General features: G+C 41.0%; 10 protein-coding genes. 5 read left to right on the top strand and 5 right to left on the bottom strand.

All coding sequences use genetic code 11. The features are described from left to right. Positions 1-36: 36 nt before the first annotated feature. On the top strand, positions 37-537 hold the full coding sequence (locus tag L2737_RS03795; RefSeq protein WP_102528920.1) for a DUF4447 family protein: 501 nt from the start codon (positions 37-39) through the stop codon (positions 535-537). 72 nt (positions 538-609) lie between these two features. Here L2737_RS03795 and L2737_RS03790 read toward each other — a convergent pair whose 3' ends face one another. Both L2737_RS03790 and L2737_RS03785 read right to left on the bottom strand, forming a co-directional pair. Then, positions 610-1,269 (bottom strand): glutathione S-transferase family protein, encoded by a 660-nt coding sequence (locus L2737_RS03790; protein WP_248954841.1) that lies wholly within the window; start codon positions 1,267-1,269, stop codon positions 610-612. A 157-nt stretch (positions 1,270-1,426) separates the two neighbouring features. Then, positions 1,427-4,021 carry a TonB-dependent receptor plug domain-containing protein gene (locus tag L2737_RS03785; RefSeq protein WP_248954840.1) on the bottom strand — a complete coding sequence of 865 codons (2,595 nt, stop codon included), beginning with the start codon at positions 4,019-4,021 and terminating at the stop codon, positions 1,427-1,429. 315 nt (positions 4,022-4,336) lie between these two features. Here L2737_RS03785 and L2737_RS03780 point away from each other — a divergent pair, with 315 nt between their 5' ends. Both L2737_RS03780 and L2737_RS03775 read left to right on the top strand, forming a co-directional pair. Further along, the gene (locus L2737_RS03780) at positions 4,337-5,599 is read left to right on the top strand and encodes an Nramp family divalent metal transporter (RefSeq protein WP_229369435.1); all 1,263 of its coding nucleotides are present in this window, start codon (positions 4,337-4,339) and stop codon (positions 5,597-5,599) included. Between the two features lie 404 nt (positions 5,600-6,003). Further along, positions 6,004-6,474 carry a YehS family protein gene (locus L2737_RS03775; protein ID WP_102528924.1) on the top strand — a complete coding sequence of 157 codons (471 nt, stop codon included), beginning with the start codon at positions 6,004-6,006 and terminating at the stop codon, positions 6,472-6,474. Positions 6,475-6,533: 59 nt separating this feature from the next. On the opposite strand, the gene L2737_RS03770 is transcribed toward L2737_RS03775, so the two are convergent. Next, complete coding sequence (locus L2737_RS03770; RefSeq protein ID WP_102528925.1) at positions 6,534-7,121, bottom strand: C40 family peptidase; 588 nt, start codon at positions 7,119-7,121, stop codon at positions 6,534-6,536. 413 nt (positions 7,122-7,534) lie between these two features. Here L2737_RS03770 and L2737_RS03765 point away from each other — a divergent pair, with 413 nt between their 5' ends. After that, the gene (locus L2737_RS03765) at positions 7,535-9,223 is read left to right on the top strand and encodes an NAD-dependent malic enzyme (RefSeq protein ID WP_229369449.1); all 1,689 of its coding nucleotides are present in this window, start codon (positions 7,535-7,537) and stop codon (positions 9,221-9,223) included. A 100-nt stretch (positions 9,224-9,323) separates the two neighbouring features. Here L2737_RS03765 and L2737_RS03760 read toward each other — a convergent pair whose 3' ends face one another. Together L2737_RS03760 and L2737_RS03755 are read right to left on the bottom strand one after the other, a co-directional pair. Continuing rightward, a complete protein-coding gene (locus tag L2737_RS03760; RefSeq protein ID WP_248954839.1) occupies positions 9,324-10,007 on the bottom strand; it encodes a Crp/Fnr family transcriptional regulator in 684 nt (227 codons plus the stop codon). A 28-nt stretch (positions 10,008-10,035) separates the two neighbouring features. Next, on the bottom strand, positions 10,036-10,470 hold the full coding sequence (locus L2737_RS03755) for a DUF3069 domain-containing protein (protein ID WP_102528928.1): 435 nt from the start codon (positions 10,468-10,470) through the stop codon (positions 10,036-10,038). Between the two features lie 575 nt (positions 10,471-11,045). Here L2737_RS03755 and L2737_RS03750 point away from each other — a divergent pair. Next, complete coding sequence (locus L2737_RS03750; protein WP_248954838.1) at positions 11,046-12,890, top strand: tetratricopeptide repeat-containing diguanylate cyclase; 1,845 nt, start codon at positions 11,046-11,048, stop codon at positions 12,888-12,890. Positions 12,891-12,896 lie beyond the last annotated feature (6 nt).

The raw sequence follows: 12,896 nt of genomic DNA, 5'->3' as shown, positions 1-12,896 counted from the left end.
TGCACCACAACACGACAAGATTAAATAGGAAAAACCATGGCTAAATCAAATAACTTGAATGCAATCGAAATGCAGTGTTTACGCTTATCATTAGGGTTAAGTGTCGAGCAAATTGCCGAACTAACTAAAACAACTGCTGAAGCAGTTACTGCTTGGGAAGCTGGCGAAACTGATGCGCCAGAAGTTGCACAAAAGAAGTTACTTGAAATTGAAGATACCATTGAGATGCAAGTACTCAATACCACTGACGGTATTGAAGCGCTATTCAAAACCGAACCAAAGCGACGTTTAGCCTTTGTGGTCTACCCAACTCAGGCTATTTATACTCAGTACAATCCTGAGTTTTTAAGCTCATTGCCTTTTACTGAGCTATACAATACTGCAGCATGGCGCATCAAAAAAGAATGCCAAATTGTATTAGAAGTAGAAGTCAGCCTTATTCCACTTGAAATTGAAGCTTATAAAAGTTTCCGCGCTGATAATGGTATGAGTGAATCTCGCGAAAGCCGAGCTAAATGGGCTGCGACTCAGCTTTAATAAGCTGAGTAGATAAATAAAAAAGGAAGCATTCGCTTCCTTTTTTCATGTCAAAAATTCACGATTTGATCGTTACTCTTCTTGAGCAGCCTTCGCAATCGCTTCTGACTTTTCTAACGCCTTAGTCATTGCAGGTCGTTGTTTCACTCTATCTCGATATGCCGTCAACTTTGGTGGAATAGTTTGCTCAAATACTGTCGCCCACAAAAGCGTTTGAGTCAGTAAGATATCAGCGATGGTGAGTTCATCACCACAAACATAACCTGTTTCAGGTACCCAGAGTTCAGCAATCTTAGCCGCTTTATCGAACTCAAATTTTGCTACTGGTAGCATGGCATCTACACGCTGCTCTTCTGGCAGCGCAAAACGATGTTTGCCCATGCTCCATAAAGGTTGCTCTAATTCGCATATAACAAAGCTAACCCATTGGTGATGCAAGCCCGCTTGCTCAGTGCCAGGTTCTGGTAAAAAAGCACCATTGCCATACTTTTCCGCTAGGTACTGCAAAATAGCCGCTGACTCAGTTAGCGCAAAATCACCATCAGTAATTACAGGCATTTTACCGCTTGGGTTCAGCGCTAAATATTCTTCAGAACGGTTATCGCCTTTGGCAAAGTTAAGAAAGCAAAACTGCCAATCAACTCCGAGCTCTTCCAATAACCATGAAACCCGCAGCGCTCTGCTGCGCGGAGTGCCATATAAGGTAATACCTGTGCTTGCTTCTATTTCCATGTTCTATTTTCCTTTGATTAATTACCTACTGAACCAGACTTCGTAAAATCAAACAGATTTAAAATGAGTGTCATCGAAAATGATACCAATAAAAAGGCGAGCCTAAAGCTCGCCTTCTGTCTTGAGCTAGGAGTTAACCTAACATATGTTCAGTTATTTAAAACTGATAACTGACTTTACCGTACCATAATGCACCGATGGCAGAATGGGTTGCCTGATCGTAACCCATGAAATCAGCGGCGCTGAATGAAGGCTCTTCATTCAATACATTATTAGCACCTAACGTCAGTGACCAATGATCGAAACCAATATAGGTGACATTTAAATCTAAAGTCATCATTGAATCTATGGTTCCTGTAGCTCCCGCATCGATATTATCTTGATATTCACCAATATAGTTTAAGCGCGCACTGGTTTGCCAGTTGGTGTAGCCCCAATCCATGCCACCCGTCCAGCGATATTCAGGGTGTTGGTATTCACCTGCAAGTTCACGGGTCGAACCGTCTTCACGTACTTGATCAAAACTATTGACCCAAGTGAGGTTATAATTAAAACCAAACTCACCCGCACTTTGCGTATTCATGGTGTATTGCACATCAAGGTCAACACCATCAGTCGTCTGGCTACCTAAGTTAGCAAACTGGTCATAGATTTCGATAATACGTCCAGGTACGCCATTGGCATCGGTAGGCTCACGTTTTACAACGCTTGGATCATCACCTTGAGTATTAACCAAATATTGAGTATCAGAAGTAATCAAACCTTCTTGATCATAATTCCAGTAATCCACCCCGACACTTAAGCCATCGGTAATTTCCCAGATCCCGCCAAAGTTATAAGAAGTTGACTCTTCAGGTTGTAAATCAGGGTTACCCGAAAAAATAACCGTGCGCTCTTGCGCGGTACAGTCTTCTTCAAGCCCTGTTAATGGACAACGTACCGCATCCACTAATCCCGGAGATTCCTGTGATGGGCCTAAGCCTAATTGCACTAATGATGGTGCTCTAAATGCTTCGCCCCAACTTGCACGGAAGGTTAAATTATCTAATGGGGTATATCGCAGAGCAATTTTAGGGTTAGTCGTATCGCCAAAGTCACTATAGTCTTCGTATCGCAATGCTAATTGTGCTTCGAGTTTTTCAAATACTGGTACAGCAAGCTCAATAAATAATGAGGTTTGATCGCGCTCACCATAGGCTTCAGTCGCTTCGGTACCAAATATTTCGCCACGCTTAAACAGCTCATCAGGATTATCTGATAATTTTTCTTCGCGGTATTCAAACCCAACCGCCATCGCGACACTACCAGCTGGCATATCAAACAAGTCACCAGCAATCTTTCCGTCAAACGCATTAGTGGTAGATTTACCATTACGGGTTGTACTGACGCTAATATCATCAATCACATCGCCTTGCTGGCTTGTTGCTAATGGATTAAACGCGCCTGAGTTAATGGCTTCTTGTAAACGTGGTGTCCACACAAAACCTTGTTCACCATATTCATGATTACGATTATAAGAATAGGTATAAGCCAGTTCCCACTCCCAATCCGATAACATGCCATTTAACCCTAATACAATTCTAGCGCTATCTGATTCAGATGATTTTTGGCGAGGCCCCGTTTCAGTGAGTCTTCGGCGCATGGTTAAGTCTTCACCAGGAAAAGGGTTAGTCGCAGCGCCGCTAGTAAACAATGGATTATCATTTAGCATATAAAACTCACCGAATGATGGGCTTGCCGCCCCTTTCACCACACTTTCATTATGCTGATACATCATTTCAGCAAATAAACTCAACTCATCGTTAAACTCGTAATCTTGAAATACCGATAACCCCATGCGAGTCGATTCTGGCACTGATGTCATCAGTGGTGCGTAGTCATAGCGGCAATAATTTCCTTTTACACTGTCCGCTGGGCAATTGACATCAGGCGTCCAGCTGAATAAATCAGACTTTGGCGTTATTGAGCCATCAGCGCCAATTGTCGCAGGAATGTATGAACCAGGGTTACCTGCAGATGAACGAAAATCATCACCGCCATTTGGTGTTTGATCGGCAGAGCTTGAATAGTCTCGGTCGGCAAAGAGAGTTTCACGTTCTTTAAAGTAATCAAATATTACGGTGGTATGCGACTTACCGTCAGCGGCTTCTGTACCCCACAAAATAGATCCCGCTTGCTGACCACCGCCATCTTCGACAGTTTCAGCAAGTTTACCGTTGACTTCAAATCCTTCGAAATCCTTTTTCATGATGATGTTTATCACACCCGCGATAGCATCAGAGCCGTAGGTTGCTGAGGCGCCATCTTTAACGATATCGATACGTTTCACTGCAGAAATAGGAATTGAGTTAATATCCACAAACGCGGTATCAATGGATTTAGCAAAAGATGACACCGCAATACGGCGGCCGTTCAACAATACTAAAGTGGCATCTGCCCCTAAGCCACGTAATGACACTGCCGCGCCACCATTAGCGGTATCATCAGAGTTATTACCTTGGGTTGAGAAAGTGCCACTCCCTGAAACAGGTAACTTACTCAATAACTGCGAAATATCCTGTGCGCCAGAGCGGGCAATATCTTCAGCACTTAACACCGTCATCGGTGAAGCGCCTTCTAAATCCGTGCGTTTAATGTGAGTACCTGTCACTTCAATGCGTTCGACTTCGGGCTCGGCAGCAAAAGCGGTAGGTGTGAGGATGAGTGATACAGCAGCAGCGCAGGCGCTCTGCCAAAATTGAGGTCTTTTCATAATTGTCCCTAATATGAATTATTATTTTAAATAGGCTCAACATCATTTTTAAGCCTTTATGTTCCTAATCAGAATGACTTACAAATCATCTTATTTAGGTTCATCTCATGCGCGCTTATATTAGCGCATCATGTTTTTCTAACATAAGTAATCCACATCAGAAGTCAATGGTTAGTTTTTAAACAGTTGTAACAGAACGCTTTATCACTTACATCTTGTAAACAATTTGTTATTTTGCGCATTCAGCAAAATATGACATAGTCATACATCATCTTGAAACTGAATAGTAATCTCACCTCAAACAATAAGAACATGATGCCGACGACTCAAAAAGCCACCAGCAGTAATTACTCAGCCGCCACATTTTTTGCCAGCCTTGGCCCAGGGATTTTGATGGCCGCCGCCGCTATTGGCGCATCACATTTAGTTTCCTCTACTCGAGCTGGTGCTGAGTTTGGCTGGCAATTGGTGTGGGTGGTATTACTCGTTAATTTACTCAAATACCCATTCTTTGCCGCTGGCGCTCGGTACACCGCAGCCACAGATGAAAGTTTACTCCATGGATATTTAAAGCAAGGACGCGGCTATTTGCTGATGTTTACTTGCTTAAACACTATCGCAGCGATTGCCAGTACAGCGGGGGTGTGCATGTTAACTGCTGCTATGCTGACCCAATTTGTGCCTCTGCCGATTGATGTACTCGCATTCCTAGTACTAGTGAGCTCACTGGCAATTCTCATATTGGGTCATTACCAATTACTGGATAAAATGACCAAAGTCATCATGCTGGCCTTAACCTTAACTACCTTGATTGCAGTCGCACTTGCTTGGCAACATTACCAAGCACCGGCTATAACGGAGGTGGCCGAGAGCCCTTGGCAATGGGCTTATGTTGGTTTTTTAGTGGCTATGATGGGCTGGATGCCAGCGCCAATTGAAGTCAGTGCTTGGAACTCTTTGTGGTTAATTGAGAAGAAAAAGACCCAAACGGTGACCAGTAAGCAAGCCATTTTCGACTTCAACTTGGGCTTTATTGTCACCGCTATTTTAGCGGTAGTTTTTTTAGCCCTTGGTGCATTAGTGATGCATGGCAGTGGCGAAGTATTTTCTAATTCTGGTGCTAAATTCGCAAGCCAGCTTATTGATTTATATAGCGATGTCATGGGTGAACAAAGCCGCTTTTTAATCGCTGCTGTCGCTTTTTTATGTATTTTTAGTACCACGGTGACCGTCATTGACGGTTATAGCCGAACGTTAGATATTGGTTGGCAGTTACTCAACAATCAACAGGATTGCGCTAAGCGATTAACAAGAGTGATGTTGCTTGTTTCTGCATTAGGACTAGGGCTTATTCTGTTTTTTAAAGGAGCGCTGCTGCCTTTACTTGAGTTTGTGATGACATTGGCATTTCTAACCACAGTGATTTTTGCGTGGCTTAATCTACGCTTAATGACCAGTGAAGCCTTACCTGAAAAACACCGTTACGGTATCAAAATGAAACTACTGGCATGGTTTGGCTTGGTGTATCTGGTTGGGTTTTCAGCTGTATTCATTTACTGGAAGCTTGCGATACAATAAATAGCTTCTCTTAATGACGATGAATTGCAGATAATCTGAACTATTACTCCATTTTCAGGTATATACCCATGTTACCTCAAGATGCTTTGTCAGGCGCAATCTCGGATAACAATGCAAGGCGTAAGCTGAGGTAATTGTTGTTCACTTTTCAAAGCTTACAACGTAGCAGTGGTTTTCGAGCTTGCGCCCCATAGGGCAAGGCAAATAGCACCAATCTGCGTTGTTATAAAATATCGATGTAGAATAACTATACTTCAATTTTATGCCTAGCATCTTGGCACTATTTGCCTTGCTGACTTTGCATCTTGAAGTATCATGGGTATAATCCGCGTCCAATTTTTATTTAAGCTAAGGTTTAATAATCCTCAGCTTAAAAAACTGCGCAGCCGCGCCCAGAGACTTATATGATTAACAACGATATTATTCGCCGTCTACGTTTTGTATTCGATTATTCAAACGCAAAGATGATTAAAGTTTTTGCTCAAGCCAATGTTGAAGTCAGCACAGATGAAATCATTAGCTTACTGAAGAAAGAAGCTGAAGAAGGTTATAAAGCCTGTAATGACAAAGTCATGTGTCAGTTCTTAGACGGACTAATTATCGAAAAACGTGGTTTACGTGAAGGCAGTGAAGTTCCAGCGCCTGTTAAAAACCTAACAAATAACTTAATCTTCAAAAAATTACGTATTGCTTTAGAGCTTCGCGAAGATGACATTATTGAAATTTGTGGTTTAGCTGATTTCGTTATCGGTAAGTCAGAGTTAGGTGCCTTGTTCCGTAATCCAGATCATAAGAACTACAAAACTTGTGGCGATCAGATTTTACGTAATTTCTTACATGGACTATCAATCAAACACCGTGGTGTTGAACTGTAACTCCCCTGTTTGATGTAACATTGAAATGCACAGCAATGGCTGTGCTTTTTTATGTCATTTTATCGCTCGCTCAGTGTCACTTCATCCCAATAAATGGCCTGTTTAAACTCTTCGGCTAATAAAGCATTCAGTTTTTCGAAACTCTTTACTGCGACTTCCTCTCCGTTTACACACGACCATACAAATCGATGACAGTTATTGTTAAATAAATCATATTCGCGATATTGATATATTGCCTGCTCTGCTCTTTGCTGTGCTTGTGGTGATATTAAAGGCTGATGTAAGTGATTACATGCTTGAAATATGCGTCTACCTGTCCGGTCTTGTAAAAAACGCTGCGCTGATACGGGTCTTATTAACCCGCTGCCATGAAGTTCAACCAAGTGATTATCGCCCACCCAAATACCGCTATGCTCAACCACACCAAAAACAAAGCAACAAACAATGCCTCCAGGTGCCGCTTCGACACGTACATCACTGGTATGCCAAATACTTGGGGTTAACGGACTTGCAGACTTTTCATTAGGTACTTTTGGGGAACGGCCCATGCGGCGTTCATGTTGTAGTGACTTGCGCTGTTTACGATCATCAGCAAGTAAAATAGCACCTACCGCCGCTGTACCAAGCCAAATTAAAGGAAGAGCCATTTGTACCTCACAGTGTAGAAATTGTGTACATAATCAGCATGGCATCTAATTTAATCAATATCGAGTCCCTTTCTAATTTTAGTCAGCTGCTAAAGTGTTACGAGTCATGACTCATTGACATATTTGCCCCCACTCTAGTCTTGTCTCTCACAATCCCTATCACAATCCCTATTACAATCTAGTTAATATCGTTATTAGCATTGAGTCGCAAACAAATCACAGCAAACGTTTTCAATATTCACAGCTCACATTCAAATAGAAAAAAAGTGTGAAATAGCTCACTTAACAGACCACAAAAAATATAACTTGTGTTAACCTTCTCCGATAACAAAAAACGTCTACTATTAGACAGTCATCGCCGTCTAATCCTAGCTATAAATAACAGTAATTCGACACTGATAATAAGGTTTCCAATGGACGATAATAAACGCCCTCTCTATCTTCCTTTCGCAGGTCCAGCCATTCTTGAGTCTCCTCTGCTAAACAAAGGTACCGCCTTTAGCGAAGAAGAGCGCATTTACTTTAACCTTGAAGGGCTTATTCCTTGGGTTATTGAAACAATTGAAGAACAAGCATCACGTGCTTATGAACAGTATAAAAGTTTCAGTAATGACCTCGATAAGCATATTTATCTGCGTAATATCCAAGATACTAACGAAACCCTATTTTATCGATTAGTGCGAAACCATATCAGTGAGATGATGCCTATCATCTATACCCCTACCGTGGGGTTAGCCTGTGAGCGTTTCTCGAAGAATTATCGCCGTAACCGCGGTTTGTTTATCTCATACGATAACAAAGATCGTATTGACGATATTCTAAATAACTCGACACGCCACAAAGTGAAAGTGATTGTGGTCACCGATGGTGAACGTATCTTAGGTTTAGGCGACCAAGGAATTGGCGGTATGGGGATCCCAATTGGGAAATTATCCTTATACACCAGCTGTGGCGGGATCAGCCCTGCATATTGCCTCGCAATTACGTTAGATGTGGGGACTGATAACCCTAATCTGTTAGATGACCCTATGTATATGGGCTCTCGTCATCCACGTATTGGCGGCGAAGAGTACGCTGACTTTATCGAAGAATTCATGCAAGCAGTCAATCGCCGCTGGCCTGAAGCACTTATTCAATTTGAAGATTTCGCTCAGAAAAATGCCATGCCATTGCTTGAACGTTATAAGGACAGATTCTGTACTTTTAATGATGATATTCAAGGTACTGCTGCGGTAACTGTTGGTTCGTTATTGGCGGCATGTAAGGCAGCTGATACGCAGTTATGTAAGCAACGGGTTGCTTTCTTAGGCGCGGGGAGCGCAGGTTGCGGAATTGCAGAAGCCATTGTGGCGCAAATGGTGGCAGAAGGCATTTCAGATGAGCAAGCTCGCTCACAAGTATTCATGGTCGATCGTTGGGGCTTATTGCTTGATAACATGCCGACCTTACTGGATTTCCAGAAAAAACTAGCGCAAAAGACGATCAACGTTGAGCAATGGGATGGCTTTAGCGATCACATTTCATTACTTGATGTAGTCAACAACGCTAAACCAACGGTATTGATCGGTGTTTCTGGTGCGCCTGGATTATTCACTGAAGAAATTATTCGCGCCATGCACAGCCATTGTGAGCGTCCAATAGTATTCCCATTGTCGAATCCTACTAGCCGCGTTGAAGCAACACCGAAAGATGTGCTGCACTGGACATCTGGCCAAGCATTGGTTGCTACTGGCAGTCCATTTGAACCCGTAGTTATTGACGGTGAGACCTTCGAAATTGCCCAGTGCAACAATAGCTTTATCTTCCCAGGTATTGGGTTAGGTGTATTAGCGAGTGGCGCAACCCGTGTATCTGACGAAATGTTAATGGCATCAAGCCTTGCATTATCAGAGTGCTCACCACTTGGTAAAAATGGTACAGGTTCATTATTGCCGGCACTTGAAGATATTCAAGAAGTCAGTAAATACATTGCCTTTGCGGTAGCGAAAAAAGCCATTGAACAAGAGCTTGCTCTACCTTGTCCAGATGAACTATTAACACAAAAAATTGATAGTAACTTTTGGGAGCCTGAGTACCGTCGCTATAGACGTACCTCTTTCTAAATGACTTAAGTTTAAGGTTTGGGTTTTACTTAACACCAGCACCTTACGAAACGAAAAAGCCTAGCAAATGCTAGGCTTTTCTTTTAGGTAAAACCATCGATTACATGACGACTTTATCTTCTAATGCTTTATTTAAACCAGCGTAGTTACTGATAATCATCTTGCCACGGACTAATTCAATAAGCTCTCGCTGAGAAAACTTATTCAACACTTCATTGACTCTAGGGCGGCTGACATTAGCAATTTCACTTAATTGCTGCTGAGTAATTTTAATTTCAATTCTAGGTAAATCCGTATTCTTTTTACTGCGAGCGAGTTCAAGTAAGAAAAATGCTATGCGCTCTTCTATACCATAAAAAGATAAATGCATGCCTTGAACAAGCTTAGGGGTATTCGTGCGCATGATGCTATATAACAGTTTATAAATTTCACCGTTAGTTTTTGCTAGTTCATTTAAATCCTTTTTAGGGAAAAATAAACTTCTAATAGGTTCAAGCTCGCAAGTATATAAATTAATTTTAGGGAAAATCTCAATCGCCACAGCGCCAACCCACATTTGTTTGCCAAATATGAAACTGGCCAATGGGCGATTATCTAAACTTGTGGTCGCAAATGTTCCCAGCCCCTGTGCACAATAAAATAGTCCACGCTGATGATCACAATCTAATAAAGTAGAATATTTCTCAATGCCCTCAAGCTCAATGGCAAGATCTAAAATCTCAGCTTTGGTTTGCTCGCTTAGTTCACAAGGCCAACTGATTTGGTGGGCTAATATTGATGTCATTGGGTTTCCAAACATTTGCTATAACAAGTTATGCCGACATAACTTGTTTAAAACTATTCAACATCGAACGATCCGTTCGGGCTTTTTTTAACTTTCTAATACTTTCTTTCAGTGATTGCTCAGCTAAACGACCAAATACACCGTCATATTCTTTTTCATCAATCGCTTCGTCAGAATCTGCATCGTCTGCAATCTCTTGAGCTACTCGGCTTAACTGCATCCACGCATTCGCAATATAAAAACCATGGAACTCAGCTTGTGGCATCAATTTTTGCGCACTTGCCGGCATGGCTTGCCAACTTTTATTAAACAAGCCAGCATTATCTTCAATTAACTCTTTAAACAAGCCTTCGTAAGCTTCAAGTAATGTCTCTGGTAATTTATCCATTGGCAGTACTTTATTGGCTACATTAAAAGACACCTGCTTTGCTGTTGCTTTATATTCTTCTGTCACATGACTCATTGTATATTTCTCTCTTAATTAATAGTGCCGCTGAAATTCAAATGCTACTGAGATGTTTGCTATAAATGTATATCCTGCAAAGGCGGCATACCTTAATGGCTTCAACTCATTCAGTAAAGCGCCATTATATATCCAAAGAAGTACAATTAAGTAATATACGGAATTGGCTGTTAAATTGACTTTATAACGGTTTGATTAACCTTTATCTAAGTCCATTGTGCATAGACTACATTCTTACGAACGTGTTCTCAGAAAGGTTGGATTAAATGTCTTTCATTGCTAAATGACATATCAACAAGTAAACATGAAATAAGAGACTATCAAAGTGAGTACACACCTGACTAGTCGTTCTCATTTCATTCAGCTGATTTTAACCTTTGCATCAATAAGCATTGTTACTTTGATAACATTAAGACCCTAATTTGGCTTAATTTATCGATCATTTAGATACAAATAACCCATTGAGTGGCTTTAATTGTACAAACCAAATTATATGTCATAATAATGCTAGGCATAGAAACCTATATGAGAACTATTCGATTAAAACCCTGCTGCACTTTGTATTAGCTATATCCTTGTGTTTTGCAATTAACACTGTTTCAGCTAATGCCAATGACATTAACAATCAGCAAAGAATTGATCATTTATTTGATATATTCGATGAGGGTGAAGAAGGTGATCTTGAAAAACTAGCCGGTTATATAATTGAGCTCGAAACCCTAATTCCTCAAGAAGATCTCAAGCAACAAGAAAAGCTCATTCCATTGCATTGCTGGTACCACCCATCAGAAACCTCTGAAGAATTTCAACAAGCAATAAAGCATGCAGAAGACTTGATGCTGCGTCATCAAAAAAGCTACCCGTCAACGCTGCATACAGAACTATTACTTTGCCGTGCATCTTACTACCAATACTCAGGCAATCCAAAACAAGCCAAACTTGATTACGACGCAGCAATACAAGAAGCCTATCAAATTGAAAACCTGCGCTTAATCGCCGATGGTAGGAGTTTACGAGGTGCTATGTTGTCTTATGAAGGTGATTACACAGGGGCTTTGGAAGATTTAATCCCTGCGCAGTCAATGTATGAGCAACTCAAGTTAAACTATTGGGCCAGAGTAAACTTAAGTGAAATAGCCAATAGTTACCGCCGCTTTGGCGATCCACAAATGGCACTGTCCTATCAGGAGAAACTTGAAAAAGCCTATTTAGATAACAATCAGCTAATGGATGCTATCGACATCAATACTCAGATTGCTTATTCCTACGAAGAACTTGGGAAAAACGAACTTGCGCTAGAACGATTTGAAAAAAGTTATCATTACTGGAATAAACAAGACAAACCTATCCTCACTGCGGGTGCTGGCATTGATATTGCGGGAGTTCAATTAAAACTAGGTCAAGTTGATGCCGCTATTGAAACCTTAGATAATGCCGAAAAAATCATCACTAAAGAAATCGATGGGTTATTCAGTTTTATGAAACTCTTTAGAGCACAAGCTGCATTACTCAAACATCAACCCGAGCAAGCATTGAGTTTTGCACAAGAGGCTGAAACCGCATTTGATGTCAGTAATAATGAACGTGGCTTAAGCCAAGTTTATACTCTACGAAATAAAATCTACCTGGTTTTAGAAGACTATCAGTCAGCCCATGAAGCCTTGTCAGATTATTTGCAACTGCATCTTAAACTTGATCAGAAAAGCTTAAGTAATCGCAATAGCGAAATGCGAGCACGCTTTAACACCGGTAAAATAGAATCAGAGAATCAAACTTTACAAGCATTGCAGCGAGTTAAAGAACAAGAATTAAAAGTATTGGAAAAAAATAAAGAATTACAGCAAGTGATTATCTTTCTTGTAGCAATAATTTTAATCATTATGACTTTTTATGCCGCTAAGCAAGTTAAAAGAAAACAATTATTTAAAAGTCTCGCATTAACTGACGAGCTCACACAATTAGCTAATCGTCGTCAAACATATAACTTAGCAAAAGACTATATAGAACAAGCACGTAAAGATAGCACTCACTTTTCGTTAATCTCATTTGACGCTGATCATTTCAAGAAAGTAAACGATAGCTTAGGTCATGATATTGGTGATAAAGTATTGGTATTAATGGCAGAAGTATCACGAAAATTAATGCGTAAATCTGATACGGTCGGCCGCGTGGGTGGTGAAGAGTTTTTGGTTCTATTACCTGGTGCTAATGAGCAACAGGCTAAAGAAATAGCCGAGAGATTAGTCAATAAAATTGCTGATGCCGATTGGCATGCTATATCGCCAGAGCTTAACCAAACAATCAGTGCTGGTGTCAGCCAGTTTAACAATGAGAACAAATTGGAAGCATTATTATTGCGAGTTGATAATGCACTTTACCAAGCAAAGTCAGCAGGTAGAAACTGCGTTAAGACGGTATAAATCACC

The sequence above is a fragment of the Shewanella electrodiphila genome (assembly GCF_023283985.1).
GTDB classification, from domain to species: Bacteria; Pseudomonadota; Gammaproteobacteria; order Enterobacterales; family Shewanellaceae; genus Shewanella; species Shewanella electrodiphila.
The sequence above is the reverse complement of the archived record's forward strand: the minus strand, read 5'-3'. Positions and strand labels throughout refer to the sequence as shown.

Excerpts from the sequence above, each read along its gene's own strand:
- L2737_RS03795 (WP_102528920.1), top strand. The coding sequence starts at position 37 with ATGGCTAAATCAAATAACTTGAATGCAATCGAAATGCAGTGTTTACGC.
- L2737_RS03790 (WP_248954841.1), bottom strand. The coding sequence starts at position 1,269 with ATGGAAATAGAAGCAAGCACAGGTATTACCTTATATGGCACTCCGCGC.
- L2737_RS03785 (WP_248954840.1), bottom strand. The coding sequence starts at position 4,021 with ATGAAAAGACCTCAATTTTGGCAGAGCGCCTGCGCTGCTGCTGTATCA.
- L2737_RS03780 (WP_229369435.1), top strand. The coding sequence starts at position 4,337 with ATGCCGACGACTCAAAAAGCCACCAGCAGTAATTACTCAGCCGCCACA.
- L2737_RS03775 (WP_102528924.1), top strand. The coding sequence starts at position 6,004 with ATGATTAACAACGATATTATTCGCCGTCTACGTTTTGTATTCGATTAT.
- L2737_RS03770 (WP_102528925.1), bottom strand. The coding sequence starts at position 7,121 with ATGGCTCTTCCTTTAATTTGGCTTGGTACAGCGGCGGTAGGTGCTATT.
- L2737_RS03765 (WP_229369449.1), top strand. The coding sequence starts at position 7,535 with ATGGACGATAATAAACGCCCTCTCTATCTTCCTTTCGCAGGTCCAGCC.
- L2737_RS03760 (WP_248954839.1), bottom strand. The coding sequence starts at position 10,007 with ATGACATCAATATTAGCCCACCAAATCAGTTGGCCTTGTGAACTAAGC.
- L2737_RS03755 (WP_102528928.1), bottom strand. The coding sequence starts at position 10,470 with ATGAGTCATGTGACAGAAGAATATAAAGCAACAGCAAAGCAGGTGTCT.